Genomic DNA, 17,615 nt, shown 5'->3' with positions numbered 1-17,615 from the left:
TTAAAGAACAGAAGCTGATGTTCGAATGGAAAACCTTTCTTAAAACAGTTTTTCCAATGACTTTCAACTTCTGTTCTATGAGCTAGCGTGTTGTTTCTATTTTTTCTTTATTTTTCCAAAATTTGAATCCCTAATCCTAGCAGACCTGGGCCTGTGTGGACGACCAGAGCTGGCGAGATTTGACCGAAATAGATTTTTTCCGCTCCAGGAAATTCTTTTCGCATACGTTCTTCCATTTCTCTAGCTTCAACTTCTGCATGCCCATGCGCTACTGCAAGATTGTATGATTTAGCAGAACCAATAAACTCTTTGACCAAGTTCATCGCTTTATCTAAACTCTTTTTGCGTCCTCGCGCTTTCGCCACAGTATAATAGATACCTTCATCATTACAAGAAATAATCGGATTCAATTTTAATGCTGTTCCTAAAATCGAAGCAACAAGCCCGATTCGTCCGCCTTTTTGCAAGTATTCTAATGTCGCTACATTGAAAAACACTTTATTTTGAGGGACATGTTTTTCAAGATTAGTTTTCAATGATTCCCAATCCATGCCTTCTTCCAACCATTCTGCGGCTTGAATCGCGGAGAACCCAGCGCCGATACCGATATTTTTTGTATCCAGCACATAAGTTTCCAGACCTTCATACTGCTCACCAAGAAGACGAACAACATTATAAGTACCGCTAAGTCCGCTGGAGATGGTTACAGCAAGGATTTTTTCATAACCTTGTTTTTTTATTTCGTCAAAGATTTCCGTGATTGCTTCTCCATCTGGCAAAGAAGTGCTTGGAATCTCTTGCGGTAATTTTTCGTAGATTTCTTCTGGGGTGATATCTACTTTGTCCGTATATACTCGGTCTTTATAAATGATTTTTAACGGGATCATAAACATTTGATGTTTTTCCATCAATTCTTGTGGGACATCTGTTCCAGAATCTACTAAAATAGCTATTTTTTCTTTATTCATGGTGTTCCTCCTTCAATTCTGCCAAATAGATTTTTTCTAATTCAATCGTTCTTTCTGCTAATAACCTCATCGCAAAAGATAAAGTTGCGGTCTTTACTGCAACATATTCTATGGGAATTGCTTGATCTAATATATAGGGATGTGCTTTTTCTTGTGCTAGACAACTGACCAATTTGACCGCTGATTCTTGTTCTTCACAGAAAAGATCATAGGCTTCTCGAATGCCCACTGCTTTTCCTTGAAACAAGATACCTTCTTTGATTTCGGGAATCGTCAAGACTTGCTTCAACGATGTGATCGCTATCAAAAAAGCAACATGCTGTCGGTCGTATTTTTTTTTCGTCGGCGCGGGGATCAAACCTAGTTTCACATAGTTGTTGACCATTGAAGAAGTCAGAAGCGGATGCTTCTCTCCTTGGATCACTGGCGACAAATAACGATCAATCAGTGTGATGACCTGATCCATATATAATTCCAAATCTGGGAGTTCTTCCCATCTGGGCAAACGAAAAGATTCTAGTTCAGCGCCCCATTCTTTCAGCTGCTGTTTTATTTTCTCCATTTCCTCGCCTCGCTTTTAGTTTCATTAATATCGTAACAAAGTTTCTAAGATTGTGCAAACTAGTTATCGAAACTAGATGTAAAATCAAAGAAAAAACCGATGACGAACGCAGCATGTTCATCACCGGTCTTTTCTATTTATGGGGAAGGAGTTAAAAAATGAAAAAGCGTTTAGGGTTGTTCTAAAAAGAACATTCATTAGTTGGTATACTTATATACTACTGAGAAATTATGAATAATCCTTGAAGGAATTTCTGTTAACTTGTAAATTTTTTACAGCTTTTCTTTGGGCATTTCTTGCATTTTGAAATGCTTAGTGCTAATATGAAAAAGTAATTTTGATGGGCCGTTAGCTCAGTTGGTAGAGCAGCTGACTCTTAATCAGCGGGTCGCGGGTTCGAGCCCCTCACGGCCCATTGGGTGCCAAACCCACGAGACTAGTACTCCCTTGGCGTCTTCGGACGTTTGGAAAAGGGAGTGCGTAGTCTCATTTTTTTGTTTTCGGACAGGATTCCACTTTTTCAATATTTGATGATTAACATTTTTCGTACCAATCAATTTTGTCATTTAGTTTATTAAGAGTTATCCCCAGAATCTTGTATCGTTCTTCTAATCGATTCCGTTCCTCAATCAAAATCTCTTTTCTCGCGGCTGCAGTCGCATCCCCTTCTGGAAAAAGTTTCGTATACTCTATCAAAGATTCAATAGAAAGACCTGCTGTCCGCATGCATTTAATGAAGTCGATCCAGGTTAAGTCATCTTCTCCATAATCTCGCACACCGCCATTTTTTCTTTTTACCGGAGGGATTAGCCCGATTCTTTCGTAATAACGTAGTGTAACCGGAGTTAATTCTGAAATTCTTGCTGCTTCTGAAATATTCATACTCAAAATCTCACCCTTCTAGTTTAGACTCTTATCATAAATCTCGACTTGCTTTTTACTTAATAAATAATGATAGATCATTATTGATATGATACTCAATAGTAGAAATCCAATCGCTCCAATCAAGATATGTCTTGTACTAAAAGCGACGATAAACATACCGCAAATCGATGTACCTATTGTCGTTCCAAGATTTGCCGCTGTTAAAAATAAACCATTTGAAAATTCAAGTGCGTCTTTACCTGCTTTTGTAATAATATACTGATTCACATTTCCAACGACTCCAGCTAACATTCCCAGCAAAAGTATAAGAATGAAAGTTATAACCTCCCGATGTCCCAAGAAGAATAAAAGTAAATAAGTGAGAATCAACGTAACTGGCAAGATGGCAATAGTTGCTTTTGCGAAAGATGTTAGAATTTTACCAGCTACGATATTCCCCAACATATTAGTTAGACCATAAAGAAATAATATTATACTAACTGTATAAGCAGAAGCTGCCATAACAGAAGCGAGATAATCAGAAATGTAACTAAAAAAACCGAATACTCCTGCATTAAGTAAAATAACTGTGATGATTGAGACAAGCATCACAGGTTTCTTAATAATCCCTATCTGTTTTCCATAAGATTTTATTTCTTTAGTTGGGATTGCAGGAATTAAGAAAAAAGTTGCTAATAAAATGATTGTGTTTACTAGTGTAAGAAAAGCCATAGCTGTTTGAAATGAGTATGTTGTTGCTAAAACATTGATAATTGGAACACCTATTACCATGCCTGCAGAAACACCAATAAAAATCTTCGATACAGCTTTTGCAGCTTCCCTCGGTTCAACGGAAACTGCTGCGATTGTAAAAGCCATAGAAACATAAACTGGTTGAAAAATCGCGGATACAATTCTTGCTGCAAGAAGAATGTTAAAGTTATGTGTGTACACAGAAATAAGATTACCTGCAACAAAAACACTAAGAGAAAGGATCATAACTTTTCTTCTATCAAACCTCGAAAACACCAATGGAGTAATCAATCCAGAAATAGCTACTGTTAGAGCAAATCCACTCACCAGCAGTCCTGCAGTAGGGACAGCTACATTGAAATGTTCTACCACTAAAGGAAGTATACCAATGATACCGATTTCAGTATTTATTATACCAAAAACACCAACTATTAAAATTAACAATACTATATTTCTTTTCACTCTTTCTTTCATTAGCGCTCTCCTTTTCTAACCTTTGATATATTTATGTTACTTGTTAACCTTAAGATTAAGTCAAGGGGAAACTTTTCTTTTCAAACGAATAAAATTTTATCGTGAAACAGAAAAAGCTACCAATTTTACTTGGTAGCTTTGCTGTGGAAAAACATTATCCTTAGTATTTTGTCTCTTTTTCTTTTTAAATGAAAGTAGAAATTATAAGTTTGTCATGATGCTATCAACACAAGCGTTCTTTTTTATTTCCATCTTTCAACTTTGTCTTGATTTTCTTTGATCCACTCTTTTGCAGCTTCTTGCGGATCTTTGCCATTATTGATGGCTAGCATGACTTTTTCCATGTCTTTTTCGTCCCAATGGAAATTATCTAATACTTTGTAAGCATCTGGCGCATCTTCTTTAAGATCTTTTCTTACTATCGTATGGATTTTTTCTTCTTTGCCCATACCGTTCTTCGGATCAGCTAAATATTTCAAATCATATTTTGCGAACATCCAATGTGGCGACCAGCCTGTAATAACAATTGGCTCTTTCTTTTTGATAGCTTGGCCTAGCGCTACAGTCATTGCACCTGAAGAAGAAGTTTCCACGGACCAGTTTTTCAGATTGTCATAAGTACCGATCGTGTTTTCAGCAGCTTTCACTACGCCTGCACCTGGCTCGATCCCAGTGATTTTTTGTCCAGCTTCATCCGTTAAATCTTCAATAGAATCCACATCCATATAGGAAGGAACAGCAATACCTACTTTCGCACCTTCTAAATTGGCCCCTAAATCTGTTACTTCATTTTTATATTTATCATATTGCGAGCCATGGGTTTTTGGCAGCCAGGCTGCGACCATTCCGTCAGACTCGCCCTTTGCTACAGATTCCCACATAATCGAATTATCTAATGGTGTAAGATTTACTTTATAACCCATTTCTTTTAACACTTCTCCGACAACATTGGTCGAAGCAACTTCTGTATCCCATTCTACGTAAGACAAATTGATTGTTTTATCTGCTTTATCAGAAAAAACAGTACCTGCGCCGATTGCACCAATCAAAACAACGATTGCAGCTGCAGCAAGATAGATACGTTGTTTTTTAGAAACACGTTGCGCTTTTTTTACACGCGGCTGATTCAAATGTTGAGTAAAACGGTCAATGATGATTGCCAAAATAACCAATGCCACACCATTAACAAAGCCATTACCGACTTGTGCGCGTTGTAAAGCTGAAAGCACACCTCTACCTAAACCGGGCGCCCCGATCATTGAAGCAATAACAACCATGGATAAGGAAAGCATCGTTGTTTGATTGATCCCAGCCATAATCGTTCCTTTAGCTAACGGCAACTCTAATTTGAACAACTTCTGCCAGCTAGTACCGCCGAAAGAATCAGAAGCTTCAACCAGTTCTTTTGGCACTTGGCGAATACCTAGATTAGCAAAACGAACAGTTGGCGGCAATGCGAAAATCACTGAGGCAAAGACACCAGGAACCATTCCGATCCCAAAAAATGCGACTGCTGGAATCAAATAAACAAATCCAGGCATTGTTTGCATAAAGTCAAGAATTGGTTTGATAATGTTTTGTGCGCGATCATTTTTTGCCATTAATATCCCTAACGGCACGCCGATCACGATTGAAATCACACTTGATAACAATACAAGTGTTACAGTACTCATCAAGTCATTCCATAATCCTTGATTATAGATAAACCATAATCCGACCAACGTAAAGATCGTCAATCCAGGACGTTTTTTTGAAATAAAGAATGCTATAACACCCATCAATAAAATGAAGATTGGCGCTGGAATCAGCAGCAGTAAATTCGTAATGCCATCCATGACATGTTGCCCAATCGTTTGAAGAAAAGAAAACAATCCAGCAAATGTCGTTGTCAGCCAATCGGTTAATTTTTCGACTCCATCTGCAATTGGTAAGCGGTAGTTTAATAAATTATTCATGTTCGGTCACCTCACTTGTTTCTGCCAAAGCTTCTAGAACGCTGCCTCGGATAACGACCCCTTTTAATTTTTCACCGTCAACTACAGCTAATGGTGTCGGCGAGTCATAAATCACATTGAAAATATCATTGACTAGCATATCTTTGTCGATCACCGTTACATTCTCATCGATGAAATCAGCAAGCGGGCGTTTTTGTTTTCTGGCTTCCAGTGCTGCTTCCGCAGTGATGATCCCTTTCAAATGACGTTTTTTATCAACGACCATCAACATGCTGACCTCTTCTTTACGCATTTTTGTCAAGGCAACATTTGGTCCATCTATTTCAAGTGTCGCTGTCAACGCTGGAACCATGATATTTTGCGCCGTCAATACTTTCGAACGGTCAACTTCTTCAACGAATTCTCGGACATATTCATTTGCCGGGTTCGTCAATATTTCTTCACCAGTTCCGATCTGCATGATTTGTCCATCTTTCATCAAAGCAATCCGGTCACCGATTCGAAGTGCCTCATTTAAATCATGTGTAATAAAAATGATCGTTTTTTGAACAGTCGCTTGCAGCTCAAGCAGTTCATCTTGCATTTCTCTTCGAATCAACGGATCTAACGCAGAAAATGCTTCGTCCATCAATAAGATTTCTGGATCATTTGCTAACGCTCTGGCTAAACCAACACGTTGCTGCATTCCTCCAGAAAGCTGATTTGGAAGCTGATCTTTAAATGAAAGCAATCCTGAATTTTCCAGCGCTTGCTCTGCTTTTTTGGTTCTTTCTTCTTTTGGCACTCCACGAACTTCTAATCCATATTCTGTATTTTCTAAAATCGTCCGATGGGGAAATAAACCAAAATTTTGAAATACCATGTTTATTTTATGTCTGCGGACTTCTCTCAGTTCTTCTTTACTTAACTTCGCAATATCTTTGCCATCAATATAGATATCGCCAGAAGTTGGTTCGATCAATCGATTCAATAATCGGATCAATGTTGATTTCCCACTTCCGGAAAGCCCCATGATTACGAAAATCTCGCCTTCTTCTACATCAAAGTTCACATCGTAAACACCGACTGTTGCTCCTGTTTTTTTCAAAATGTCTGTTTTGGACTGTCTATCCTTGATCATTTCAAGAGCAGTTTGCGTTTTTTTGCCGAAAATCTTTGTTAAATTTTTTACTTCAAGTTTCCTCAAAACGATTCTCCTTTTCTCTTTTTATGTATTTTCATTTTACTTTCTGAAAAAAGTGACTACACTAGGGTAACATCGTGTGGTCACTTTGTCAAAAAAGAAAAAGAGGAAAATGACACCAGTTATGTCATTTTCCTCTTTTTGTCTAAAAAGTGTTTTCCCTTAGCTGTGCAAGGCCTGCCGCAATGAAAAGTGTTCAATTTCTACTATAAAAAAACATGAAAAAATTTATTTTTTGCAGTAAACAACTGGGATTTCTTATTGACGATGCAAGAAACTGAACGGTTCATTCACGACCTCTACTTAAACGGTGTTCAAAAGCTAGCTCTTTCGGCGATAAGCTTTTTTACTGGGAAATATGAAAAGCTATTTCCCAGTAAAAAAGAGTCTTATCGCTCAGAGCTGAACAGCTTTTTCACAACCTCTACACTTCCGGATAAAAAAAGTTATTCATCCGCTGCAACGTATACTCATTTCCGATAAAATGCACAGTATCCCCTTCGCTCAATTTAGCATACGGACCTGGTGAAACAAGCAATTCTTCTTCGTGGGAAATCGCAATAACGGTTGCTCCTGTTTCTTGCCAAATATTCAACTCGCTAATAGAACGATCTAAATGTTTGGCATGTTTGGTCAGTTGAAGCTCAAACGGCAGCAGCGGATTCATTTTGTGGATCCGCTTGGTTTGATTGACAAGCTGGTCTAGCAGCTGTGAAAAATTATCCAATTCTTCCTTTTGCTTTTCCACACTTTCCATAATCTCTGCTTTGGTTTCCTGGATCGATTGGACATCTTGATATTGCAGCAGGAATTCTTTTGCTTTTTCTTTGGAAGAAACAAAAGCCCCGCTTCCATGGCGCACTTCCATGATACCCAAATCTACTAATACATTGATTGCTTTTCTGGTCGTTTCCGGAGAAGCGTTATATGTACTTGCTAAAGTGGAACGTGCATGGATTTTTTCGCCTACTTTATATCTGTTTTCAACGATTCGCTCTGCTAAATCTACGGCAATCTGCTGGTAGCGTGGGCGAACGATCTTCTTTTTCCCAGCCATTTTATTCCTCTTTCCTTTTTTTCTTCATCTTACTATGCCCTGACAAAATAAGCAAAAGAGGGCGCTAAAAAACAGCGCCCGATGGTTTACTTTTCTGTTTATTTTATTTACTAGCTTTTTTCACAGGACAAGACGTTTTGCACTCATCACAAGATTTACCTGATTTTAAACGTTTATACACAATGAAACCTGCACTTCCAAATATCAGAATACTTAATAAAAATGTAGCCATCTCATTTCTCCCCTTCTAAAGAAAGTACCGGATACTTTGTCTTCACTCTTTTCGGCTTGCGGAACAAAGCATAAATCACACCAATCGTTAATAGACCAGCAAGATACGTACTCATCACGATAGAACCGCCTTCTAATAAATGCCCAAATTGATAAAGGATAAAACTAACAAGATAAGCCAGACCACATTGATAACCAATAGCGATCCACGTCCATTTGCTGGCATTCATTTCTCGATGTATGGCGCCAATTGCTGCGAAACAAGGTGCACAAAGCAAATTAAACGCTAATAATGCGTAAGCCGCTGCTGGTGTGTAGGTCTGTTGCAGCGTTTGCCAAATTTCACGGCCATTTTCAGACACTTCGCTCTGCCCAAATAAGATACCAAATGTGCCGATAATATTTTCTTTAGCAACTAAACCAGTAATTGCTGCCACTGTTCCTTGCCAATTCCCCCACCCCAGCGGTTGAAAAAGAACGGCGGCTATTCGCCCAAAAAAGGCTAAGATACTTTGATTTTCTGAAACAGCTTCCCCAACAAAATTATAAGAAGAGCTAAACCAGATAACGATACTCGAAACAAAAATAATTGTTCCAGCTTTTTTGACAAACGATTTGCTTCGATCATAGGTTTGACGCAAAATCGCAGACCACTGCGGCAAATGATAGGTTGGCAATTCCATAATAAAAGGTGTTGTATCACCAGAAAATAAACGTGTTTTTTTCAAACTGATCCCTGATAAAATAATAGCTGTCATTCCCAGGAAATAAGCAGATGGCGCTACCCAAGAACGATGCGGGAAAAATGCACCTGCTACTAAAGCGATGATTGGCAGCTTTGCAGAACAAGGCATAAATGTGGTCACCATGATCGTCAACCGCCGATCTTGTTCATTTTCAATCGTTCGGCTGGCCATGACACCTGGAACACCGCAACCTGTAGCAATCAGCATCGGAATAAAAGATTTTCCAGAGAGGCCAAATTTTCTGAAAAGACGATCCATAACAAACGCGATTCTTGCCATGTAGCCGCAATCTTCTAAAAAGCTCAAACACAAAAACAAGACGATCAATTGCGGTAAGAAACCTAAAACTGCTCCAACGCCAGCAATGATCCCATTTAAGATCAATTGCTGCATCCAATCAGCTACTTGCCATTGCGCTAAAAGATGACCAACTTTTTCTGGGATCCAGGCCCCGAACACCGTATCATTGATCCAATCTGTCCCCATGGTTCCTACTGTTTGAATAGCAAGATAATAAATCAGCCACATAACAAACGCGAAAAGTGGTAAAGCCAGCCAGCGATTCGTTGCGATTTGGTCGATTTTGTCGCTCATCGACAATTGAAAAGAATCATTGGATACTACACACAACGCACATAACTGCGTGATAAATTCATAACGTTCGTTTACGAGGACCGTTTCACTGTCATCTTCAAAGATTTTTTCTGTCAGCTGGATCAGTTGTTCGATCTCTTTTTCTTGAGAAGCAGAAGCACCATATTCTTCCATCGCTTTTTGATCTCGTTCAAAATACTTCATTGCATACCAGCGTTTTTTGCTGCTTTTTTCTGCTAATATGTCTTCGATTTCATGCAAAGCAGCTTCTAAACGTGCATCGTACGCACAAGGTTCAGGAAGCTCTGGGGAGTTTTTTGAAGCTGCAATCATTTTTTCAATTAGTTTTTCTGTGCCTTGTTTTTTTAGTGCGCTGATAGGCAAAACAGGAACGCCAAGCCCATAAGAAAGCTTTTCTAAATTGATTTTCTTTCCTTCTTTTTTTATCACATCCATCATATTCAACCCAATGATCATCGGAATCCCTAAATCAAGCAATTGGGTGGTTAAGTAAAGATTTCTTTCTATATTTGAGGCATCGATGATGTTGATGATCAATTCAGGTTTTTCATGGACCAAATAATCTCTGGCAATCACTTCTTCCGGTGTATAAGGTGAAAGCGAATAGATACCAGGCAAGTCTTGGATATAGATATCTGGGTGCTTTTTCAGTAATCCTTCTTTTTTTTCTACTGTTACGCCCGGCCAATTCCCTACATATTGATTCGATCCAGTCAATAGATTGAACAAACTGGTTTTTCCGCTGTTGGGGTTGCCAACTAATGCGATATTCATCCTTGTTCCTCCCTTTGCACGAGGATCAGTTCCGCTTCTGTTTTTCGAAGTGTCAACTCGTATCCCCGAACTGTCAATTCGATTGGATCACCTAAAGGAGCAAGCTTGCGGATCGATACTTGGACATTTCTCGTAAGCCCCATATCCATCAGCCTTCTTTTCACTGCACCTTGACCATGGACAGCGACCACCGTTCCGCTTTCTCCTGCTTTCAATTGTTCTAGAGAAGCCCAGCTTTCAGCAGAAGTTTGGGTTTTTTGGATAAAGATTTGGCTTAACAGCTCACGGCTGACAGCTACGCGCTGACTTTTCACTAATAAAATAGCGTTCTCTCCTGACATATTCACTACTACAACTTTGCTTCCTGGTGTTACCCCGATATTTTGTAAATGTCTTTTCACATTTTCTTCCGTACAGATTTTTTCTACATGGTAAACTAAATGTTGTTTTGCTTGTGCTAAAGTTTGCATACAGACCCCTCACTTGTGAAATCATTCTTGCAACGAACGGACTATGATATTTACTGGTTATTTCCTATAATAACTACGATATTGAGAATCATTCTCACATAGGATACTGCCCCCGCTAATGAATGTCAACAGACCTTGTGATTCAATGAGCGAAACCTCACTATTTTTGCTCTAAAAATGAGAAAAAATAAATTAAAAATAGTTTTCCACAACTTTTCAACAGCCGAAACTTTTATTTCTCCGCTCAGCGTCTGCTTTCACTTCTTTTTCAAAAACACAAAATTTAGTATTCCACAATTTCCACAACACCATATGTAGTGTTTTATGATTGACTTTTTCATTCAGAGTTTTATACTAGTCTTTGTAGAAAACTTGTAGAAGGAGGACTCTCCCATGAACGTAAAAATCTTCTCTAAAAATAATTGTATGCAATGTAAAATGGTCAAACGTTTTTTAACTGAAAATCACATCGATTTCGAAGAAGTGAACATCGATGAACAACCCGCCGCTATTGATTGGCTGAAAGATCAAGGTTTCCAAAGTGTCCCAGTAATTACTTCAGACGCTGAAACTGTTATTGGCTTCCGCCCAGATCAACTTCGTAAACTTGCTAGCTAAAGAAAACTAAAGCAGTACAAAAATGATTGGATTTGAAGGCTTTTGCCCCAAATCCTTTTTTTAAAGTATTGGCTTTTTCTTCTTTTCATTCAGCTGTTATTCTCATTATTATATAAAAAAGTCGTGCCAAGAGGATTTTAACTAGAACTCTTGCACTATGAAAGGTTGAGTACATTATGAGCCTCAAAGAGTTAAAAGATGTAAGCTATTTTAAACTGAACAATGAAATCAATCGACCTGTCAACGGACAGATTCCTTTAAATAAAGATAAAGATGCGTTGGCTGCCTTCTTTAAAGAAAATGTTGAGCCGAACACACTGACTTTTTCTTCGCCAAAAGAAAAAATCGATTATCTGATCAAACATGATTATTTGGAGGAAGAATTCATCCAATTATATTCTGACCGTTTTATCGAGAAACTTTATCATTTCTTGGACGAGCAGCATTTTGAATTCAAATCTTTCATGGCGGCTTATAAATTCTATTCGCAATATGCGTTGAAAACAAATGATGGTACAGCTTATCTTGAAACTTATGAAGATCGTGTGGCCTTCAATGCGCTTTATTTTGCGAACGGAAATGAAGAATTGGCTTTAGCTTTAGCGGACGAAATGATCCATCAGCGTTACCAGCCTGCTACACCTTCTTTCTTGAATGCTGGACGTAAACGCCGGGGTGAACTTGTTTCTTGTTTCCTGATTCAAGTGACAGATGACATGAATTCGATCGGACGCTCGATCAACTCTGCTTTACAGCTTTCACGAATCGGCGGCGGTGTTGGGATCACTTTATCCAATCTTCGCGAAGCCGGCGCACCAATCAAAGGATATGAAGGAGCTGCCAGCGGTGTTGTTCCTGTAATGAAATTATTCGAAGACAGCTTCAGCTATTCTAACCAGCTTGGCCAACGTCAAGGTGCCGGAGTTGTTTACCTAAATGTTTTCCACCCAGATATCATTTCATTCCTTTCTGCTAAAAAAGAAAATGCAGATGAAAAAATCCGGGTGAAAACTTTGTCTCTTGGAGTACTTGTACCAGATAAATTCTATGAATTGACACGTAAAAATGAAGAAATGTACCTATTCAGCCCTTATAGTGTGGAAAAAGAATACGGTGTACCATATTCTTATGTCGATATCACAAAAGAATATGACAACATGGTCGCAAATCCAAATATCCGCAAACAAAAAATCAAAGCACGTGATCTAGAAAACGAAATTTCTAAATTACAGCAAGAATCTGGTTATCCTTATATCGTGAACGTTGACACAGCAAACCGTGCCAACCCGATTGACGGAAAAATCATCATGAGCAACTTGTGTTCAGAGATTCTTCAAGTCCAAACACCTTCTGTCATCAATGGAAAACAAGAATACGAAGAACTTGGTACAGACATTTCATGTAATCTTGGTTCAACGAACATCGTCAACTTGATGGACAGTCCAGATTTTGGAAGATCTGTTCGTACGATGACACGCGCGTTGACATATATCACAGATGCTTCTGAAATCGATGTTGTTCCTCCTATCCAAAACGGCAATCGTTTGAATCATACGATTGGTTTAGGCGCCATGGGACTGCATACTTATTTTGCAAAACAACAAATGGCATACGGATCAGAAGATTCTATCGATTTTACTAATGTTTATTTCATGTTGTTGAACTACTGGACATTAGTAGAAAGCAACAATATCGCTCGCGAAAGAAAACAAGTTTTCCATAACTTTGAAAAATCAGATTATGCAAACGGCACTTATTTTGACAAGTATGTCAGCGGCCAATATCAGCCGAAATCAGAAAAAGTCAAAAATCTTTTTGAAGGAATCTTTATTCCAACAGCAGAAGATTGGGAAGAATTAAAACAAGCAATCATGAAAGACGGTCTTTACCATCAAAATCGTCTAGCAGTAGCGCCAAACGGATCAATCTCTTATATCAATGATACAAGTGCAAGTATCCACCCAATCACACGTATGATCGAAGAACGTCAAGAAAAGAAAATCGGTAAAATCTATTACCCTGCTCCTTACTTGTCAAACGAAACGATCCCTTACTATACTTCTGCTTACGATATGGATATGCGTAAAGTGATCGACATTTATGCCGCAGCACAAGAACACGTGGACCAAGGAATGAGTTTGACATTGTTCATGCGTTCAGAGATTCCTGAAGGCCTTTATGAATGGAAAACAAACTCAAAACAATCCACACGTGATTTGAACATCTTGAGACATTATGCTTTCCATAAAGGGATCAAATCGATTTATTATGTTCGTACCTTTACAGATGATGCGGAAGAAATCGGCAGCAACCAATGTGAAAGTTGTGTCATCTAAATCAGCTCGTCACTTTTTGAACGTCTATCTCTCAGGAATAAAAGGAGAATCTTTATGTCAGAAACTTACTATGAAGCTATAAACTGGAATGAAATCGAGGATATCATCGATAAATCGACGTGGGAAAAACTAACAGAACAATTTTGGTTAGACACACGTATTCCTTTATCAAACGACTTAGATGATTGGCGCACTCTTTCTGATCTTGAAAAAGAGATCGTAGGACATGTCTTCGGCGGACTTACTTTATTGGATACGGTGCAGTCAGAAAGCGGAATGGAACGTTTGCGTGCAGATGTTCGTACACCGCATGAAGAAGCTGTTTTGAATAATATCCAATTTATGGAATCTGTTCATGCCAAAAGCTATTCTTCTATTTTCAGCACATTGAATACCAAAGCAGAAATCGAAGAAATCTTTGAATGGACGAACACCAATCCATACTTGCAGAAAAAAGCAGAACGGATCAATGAAATCTATAAAAATGGTTCACCATTAGAGAAAAAAATCGCCAGCGTCTTTTTAGAAACATTCTTGTTTTATTCTGGCTTTTACACACCGCTTTATTATCTAGGAAATAACAAACTGGCAAACGTCGCTGAAATCATCAAATTGATCATTCGCGATGAATCTGTCCACGGCACATATATCGGCTACAAATTCCAATTAGGCTATAACGAATTGCCTGAAGAAGAACAAGAAGCGTTGAAAGACTGGATGTATAATTTGCTGTATGAGTTATATGAAAATGAAGAACGCTATACAGAAGAATTGTATGATGCAGTCGGCTGGACGGAAGAAGTAAAAACATTCTTGCGTTACAATGCCAATAAAGCATTGATGAATCTAGGGATGGATCCGCTATTCCCTGACTCTGCTAATGATGTCAATCCAATCGTTATGAACGGTATCTCAACAGGTACAAGCAACCATGACTTCTTCTCACAAGTAGGAAACGGCTACTTGCTTGGGAATGTAGAAGCAATGAATGATGATGATTATTTGATTGGTTTAGAATAAAACAGAAGCCCCTCCGCTTTAAAAGCGGAGGGGCTTTTTTTTAAATCAGTTCATTTTTCTTCTCTTGCTTTTCCGGCTGGATGATCGCCGTTTCTTTTCTCAACAAATAGATTTTTCGAATATTCAAAGTCAACGTTTTGATTACTGCATAAACAGGGATACAGATCAGCATACCAATGATCCCGGCAACACTTCCTGCCCCAATCAAAACCAAAATGATCGTTAATGGATGGATGTTTAATGATTTTCCGAATAACAGCGGTTTGATCAGGTTTCCGTCTAGCTGCTGGATGACCAAGATCGATAACGCCATGTAGAGTGCTTGCCACGGTGACACAAATAACCCCACCGCCACAGCCGGAACTGCACCGATAAATGGTCCTACATAAGGAATGATATTCGTGACCGCACAAAAAACTGCTAATAAAAGGCTATATGGCTGTCCAAAAATCGTCATGGCAATAAAGCTCAAAATCCCAATGATAAATGCATCTAAAACGGTACTGCTGATATAAGCAGAAAGAGTTTCATTCAATTCCCGCACGGTTTGGCGCAGCTCACCGCGAATACGCTGTGGAAAAAATGGCGATAACGCATCAATAAATTTATGCCCATCTTTGAACATAAAAAGTAAAATAAACGGTACGGTGAAAAGAAGGACCAAAAATTTCATCATCGCTCCGACAATACGCGATAACCCTGAAGTAACACTTACGATTGCCAAATTGATCAAATTGCTGATCGATAAATTTGCATTAGCTAACTGTTCTTCCAGATTAAATCCTCGCAAGTCTTCTCGTTGTGCCAGTTCGTTCAGCCATTTGCTGGTCTCTTCTGCATAAGCAGGAAGACTTTGGGTCAGCTGGATTGCTTGCTCTGCCAATTGAGGTACGACATTCATCGCCATTAGTATGATAATGATCAGTAACACAGCAAACGAAATCAAAAAACCTAAAACGCGCGGTACTTTTCTTTTTTCCAAAAAAACAACGATTGGATCAAACATGTAGTAAAGAAATCCTGCGACTAGCAATGGTAAGAAAATCGCTGAAAGCATAGTCAAGATTGGGCTGAAAAGATGCGGCATCTGTAAGATAAAATAGACACCAACAATGGTCAAAACTAATTCTGCTGTCCAAAAAAACAACTTCGACTGTTTAAAACGTGACTGCATAAATCTCCTCCAACTTTTGATACTTTTATTTTACCATTTCTAAAATCATTCTCGCACCTTTTATGATAAACTTACAGAAAAAACGGCGATTGGAGAATAGAGAAAAATGATTCTTTTTTATCAACTTTTGCTTGGTTTTATCATTAGCCTCATTGTCAGTCTTGCTGCTGTTTTGACCAAAACACTTTCCTTTTCAGGCGGGATTGCTGCTCTAATTTTAGGAACGACCATCATCGGCACTGGCCCTTGGTACAGCGTTTTGCTCGCTGGCGCTCTTTTTTTCAGTTCAGGTATGATTTCATTAAGCAAAAAAAGATTGACTCGTTCTCCTCAACTTACGGAAACGAGAAATCATAAACAAGTTTTGGCAAATTTGCTGCCAGGGGTGTGCAGTCTGCTTTTCTTTTTCCAAACACAGAATGAATTGTTTTTGATGGGCTATGCGGCGAGTATTTCCAGCGCTGCCGCGGATACTTGGGCTTCTGAGATTGGTACCCTAAGCAAAAAAGTCCCCCGTTCCATTCTCACTTTTCGAACGATGCCTACCGGAATATCCGGCGGCATCAGTATTTTAGGTACATTTGCCTCCATCTGCGGTGCTGGTTTTCTATCTGGCTTATTTTATCTGCTGTATTCTCTTTCTTTATTTCATTTAGCTGCCGCTCATTATTTCTGGCTTCCGTTCTTATTAGGTATCCTTGGTTCCTTGATCGATAGTCTTTTAGGCGCTGTTTTCCAAGTCATTTACCGTTGTCAAATTTGCGGAGAACTGACTGAAAAAAGGAGCCATCATCAAACAGAAACAAAAAAAGTGCAGGGCTGAGCTGGTTTACGAATAATTGGACGAACTTTTTTGCGACTAGCTTAGTGACTTTATTCAGCTGGATAATTGGTTCTTTTTATTTTTAATAAGTAGAAAAAAACGAACAAATGGGGGTTATAAAAAATTTTCCATTCGTTCGTTTTTTGATTGTATACTCAAGATATTGTTACTAATCTGAGCTTTATTATATTTTTATAAACAGATAACTCCTCAATCACTTCTGTATAAGTCACGCCTCTTGGCAAATCGATCGTATAGATATTTGTGTAGATTTGATAATCTTCAACAAACTTCACATCGAAATTCACATTTTCGATGGTGATTTTTTTTGATTCAAAGTATTCTGTCAAAAAATCCTTGGTTTCTTTTCGATGGATATATTGAATCTCCAATTTTTTCATCGTCGGTACGTGGATCACTTTTTTCACTAAAGTCAAGGCGGCTAAAACACCGAGGAAGCTTGTGATAGCAATTGGATAAAACCCCATTCCAATCGCGATCCCCAACCCAGCACTCGCCCATAATGACGCGGCTGTTGTTAACCCAGTGACAGAACGCTTCGTGACAATGATCGTACCCGCACCAAGAAAACCAATACCGCTGACTACTTGCGCAATTAATCGCGCTTCATCAGAACGGATCACTCCAGCTAAATCTGGATGATTGATGGCGTCTCGCATCGCACTGCTGGCAATTTCTGACTGGATCAAAGCAATGATACATGCACCCATACAAACCAAAATATGTGTTCGCATACCGGCCGGACGATTTTTATATTGTCGTTCAAAACCAATTACACCGCCAAACAGCATGGCAATACTTAACCTTAAAATAATTTCTGGAATCGTTAAAACCATATCTACCATGGACCTCACCTCTTAAATTACTATACCATGGCCGAACATGACAAACAAAAAATAGCTTTATACTATTGAAAGTTAAAAAACAACAAAAAAAGAACCCATAAAGCATCTTTCATGTTTTATGGATTC

Annotated in this window: 16 protein-coding genes and 1 tRNA gene; 5 read left to right on the top strand and 12 right to left on the bottom strand. The window is 38.7% G+C overall.

Annotation, left to right across the window (positions count from 1 at the left end):
- Positions 1 to 107 precede the first annotated feature (107 nt).
- Both IGI64_RS02040 and IGI64_RS02035 read right to left on the bottom strand, forming a co-directional pair.
- Positions 108 to 968, bottom strand: coding sequence for a DegV family protein (locus tag IGI64_RS02040; RefSeq protein ID WP_429939328.1), 861 nt, complete (start codon positions 966 to 968; stop codon positions 108 to 110).
- A complete protein-coding gene (locus tag IGI64_RS02035) occupies positions 961 to 1,530 on the bottom strand; it encodes a DUF1836 domain-containing protein (RefSeq protein ID WP_429939327.1) in 570 nt (189 codons plus the stop codon). The genes IGI64_RS02040 and IGI64_RS02035 overlap by 8 nt, the downstream gene beginning before the upstream one ends.
- 342 nt (positions 1,531 to 1,872) lie before the next feature.
- On the opposite strand from IGI64_RS02035, the gene IGI64_RS02030 reads away from it, so the two are divergent.
- Positions 1,873 to 1,945, top strand: a tRNA-Lys gene (locus IGI64_RS02030).
- Positions 1,946 to 2,064: 119 nt separating this feature from the next.
- On the opposite strand, the gene IGI64_RS02025 is transcribed toward IGI64_RS02030, so the two are convergent.
- The 8 genes from IGI64_RS02025 to IGI64_RS01990 form a co-directional block, all read right to left on the bottom strand.
- A complete protein-coding gene (locus IGI64_RS02025; protein ID WP_016625068.1) occupies positions 2,065 to 2,412 on the bottom strand; it encodes a MerR family transcriptional regulator in 348 nt (115 codons plus the stop codon).
- A gap of 18 nt (positions 2,413 to 2,430) precedes the next feature.
- Positions 2,431 to 3,621, bottom strand: a complete 1,191-nt coding sequence (locus IGI64_RS02020) for an MFS transporter (RefSeq protein WP_429939326.1) — start codon at positions 3,619 to 3,621, stop codon at positions 2,431 to 2,433.
- Positions 3,622 to 3,863: 242 nt separating this feature from the next.
- Complete coding sequence (locus IGI64_RS02015) at positions 3,864 to 5,576, bottom strand: ABC transporter permease/substrate binding protein (protein WP_429939325.1); 1,713 nt, start codon at positions 5,574 to 5,576, stop codon at positions 3,864 to 3,866.
- A complete protein-coding gene (locus tag IGI64_RS02010) occupies positions 5,569 to 6,762 on the bottom strand; it encodes a quaternary amine ABC transporter ATP-binding protein (RefSeq protein ID WP_429939324.1) in 1,194 nt (397 codons plus the stop codon). Before IGI64_RS02010 ends, IGI64_RS02015 begins: the two co-directional genes overlap by 8 nt.
- Positions 6,763 to 7,183: 421 nt before the next feature.
- A complete protein-coding gene (locus tag IGI64_RS02005; protein ID WP_016625072.1) occupies positions 7,184 to 7,816 on the bottom strand; it encodes a GntR family transcriptional regulator in 633 nt (210 codons plus the stop codon).
- 103 nt (positions 7,817 to 7,919) lie between these two features.
- The gene (locus tag IGI64_RS02000) at positions 7,920 to 8,048 is read right to left on the bottom strand and encodes a FeoB-associated Cys-rich membrane protein (RefSeq protein ID WP_154213313.1); all 129 of its coding nucleotides are present in this window, start codon (positions 8,046 to 8,048) and stop codon (positions 7,920 to 7,922) included.
- A gap of 1 nt (position 8,049) precedes the next feature.
- A complete protein-coding gene (gene feoB, locus IGI64_RS01995) occupies positions 8,050 to 10,182 on the bottom strand; it encodes a ferrous iron transport protein B (protein ID WP_429939323.1) in 2,133 nt (710 codons plus the stop codon).
- A complete protein-coding gene (locus IGI64_RS01990; RefSeq protein ID WP_429939322.1) occupies positions 10,179 to 10,652 on the bottom strand; it encodes a FeoA family protein in 474 nt (157 codons plus the stop codon). Before IGI64_RS01990 ends, feoB begins: the two co-directional genes overlap by 4 nt.
- 393 nt (positions 10,653 to 11,045) lie before the next feature.
- Between IGI64_RS01990 and nrdH the strand changes: the two genes are divergently transcribed.
- The 3 genes from nrdH (at position 11,046) to nrdF (ending at position 14,626) form a co-directional block, all read left to right on the top strand.
- The gene (gene nrdH / locus IGI64_RS01985; RefSeq protein ID WP_016625075.1) at positions 11,046 to 11,270 is read left to right on the top strand and encodes a glutaredoxin-like protein NrdH; all 225 of its coding nucleotides are present in this window, start codon (positions 11,046 to 11,048) and stop codon (positions 11,268 to 11,270) included.
- 176 nt (positions 11,271 to 11,446) lie between these two features.
- A complete protein-coding gene (nrdE, locus tag IGI64_RS01980) occupies positions 11,447 to 13,606 on the top strand; it encodes a class 1b ribonucleoside-diphosphate reductase subunit alpha (RefSeq protein ID WP_429939321.1) in 2,160 nt (719 codons plus the stop codon).
- 54 nt (positions 13,607 to 13,660) lie between these two features.
- On the top strand, positions 13,661 to 14,626 hold the full coding sequence (gene nrdF, locus IGI64_RS01975; RefSeq protein ID WP_016625077.1) for a class 1b ribonucleoside-diphosphate reductase subunit beta: 966 nt from the start codon (positions 13,661 to 13,663) through the stop codon (positions 14,624 to 14,626).
- A gap of 40 nt (positions 14,627 to 14,666) precedes the next feature.
- Here nrdF and IGI64_RS01970 read toward each other — a convergent pair whose 3' ends face one another.
- A complete protein-coding gene (locus IGI64_RS01970) occupies positions 14,667 to 15,800 on the bottom strand; it encodes an AI-2E family transporter (RefSeq protein ID WP_016625078.1) in 1,134 nt (377 codons plus the stop codon).
- Between the two features lie 106 nt (positions 15,801 to 15,906).
- Here IGI64_RS01970 and IGI64_RS01965 point away from each other — a divergent pair, with 106 nt between their 5' ends.
- Positions 15,907 to 16,623 (top strand): DUF92 domain-containing protein, encoded by a 717-nt coding sequence (locus IGI64_RS01965; protein ID WP_429939320.1) that lies wholly within the window; start codon positions 15,907 to 15,909, stop codon positions 16,621 to 16,623.
- A 155-nt stretch (positions 16,624 to 16,778) separates the two neighbouring features.
- Here IGI64_RS01965 and IGI64_RS01960 read toward each other — a convergent pair whose 3' ends face one another.
- Positions 16,779 to 17,489: an MgtC/SapB family protein gene (locus tag IGI64_RS01960; protein WP_429939319.1), complete on the bottom strand. Its 711-nt coding sequence runs from the start codon at positions 17,487 to 17,489 to the stop codon at positions 16,779 to 16,781.
- Positions 17,490 to 17,615: the final 126 nt, after the last annotated feature.

The sequence above is a fragment of the Enterococcus sp. DIV0210g genome (assembly GCF_050559705.1).
Taxonomy (GTDB): Bacteria; Bacillota; Bacilli; order Lactobacillales; family Enterococcaceae; genus Enterococcus_B; species Enterococcus_B faecalis_A.
This window is presented reverse-complemented; position numbering and strand designations above follow the sequence as displayed.

Bases quoted from the DNA above. Each gene is read 5' to 3' on its own strand.
- IGI64_RS01965 (WP_429939320.1), top strand. From the start codon at position 15,907: ATGATTCTTTTTTATCAACTTTTGCTTGGTTTTATCATTAGCCTCATT.
- IGI64_RS01990 (WP_429939322.1), bottom strand. From the start codon at position 10,652: ATGCAAACTTTAGCACAAGCAAAACAACATTTAGTTTACCATGTAGAA.
- IGI64_RS02015 (WP_429939325.1), bottom strand. From the start codon at position 5,576: ATGAATAATTTATTAAACTACCGCTTACCAATTGCAGATGGAGTCGAA.
- feoB (WP_429939323.1), bottom strand. From the start codon at position 10,182: ATGAATATCGCATTAGTTGGCAACCCCAACAGCGGAAAAACCAGTTTG.
- IGI64_RS02020 (WP_429939326.1), bottom strand. From the start codon at position 3,621: ATGAAAGAAAGAGTGAAAAGAAATATAGTATTGTTAATTTTAATAGTT.
- nrdE (WP_429939321.1), top strand. From the start codon at position 11,447: ATGAGCCTCAAAGAGTTAAAAGATGTAAGCTATTTTAAACTGAACAAT.
- nrdF (WP_016625077.1), top strand. From the start codon at position 13,661: ATGTCAGAAACTTACTATGAAGCTATAAACTGGAATGAAATCGAGGAT.
- IGI64_RS02035 (WP_429939327.1), bottom strand. From the start codon at position 1,530: ATGGAGAAAATAAAACAGCAGCTGAAAGAATGGGGCGCTGAACTAGAA.
- IGI64_RS02005 (WP_016625072.1), bottom strand. From the start codon at position 7,816: ATGGCTGGGAAAAAGAAGATCGTTCGCCCACGCTACCAGCAGATTGCC.
- IGI64_RS02025 (WP_016625068.1), bottom strand. From the start codon at position 2,412: ATGAATATTTCAGAAGCAGCAAGAATTTCAGAATTAACTCCGGTTACA.
- nrdH (WP_016625075.1), top strand. From the start codon at position 11,046: ATGAACGTAAAAATCTTCTCTAAAAATAATTGTATGCAATGTAAAATG.
- IGI64_RS02040 (WP_429939328.1), bottom strand. From the start codon at position 968: ATGAATAAAGAAAAAATAGCTATTTTAGTAGATTCTGGAACAGATGTC.
- IGI64_RS01960 (WP_429939319.1), bottom strand. From the start codon at position 17,489: ATGGTAGATATGGTTTTAACGATTCCAGAAATTATTTTAAGGTTAAGT.
- IGI64_RS01970 (WP_016625078.1), bottom strand. From the start codon at position 15,800: ATGCAGTCACGTTTTAAACAGTCGAAGTTGTTTTTTTGGACAGCAGAA.
- IGI64_RS02000 (WP_154213313.1), bottom strand. From the start codon at position 8,048: ATGGCTACATTTTTATTAAGTATTCTGATATTTGGAAGTGCAGGTTTC.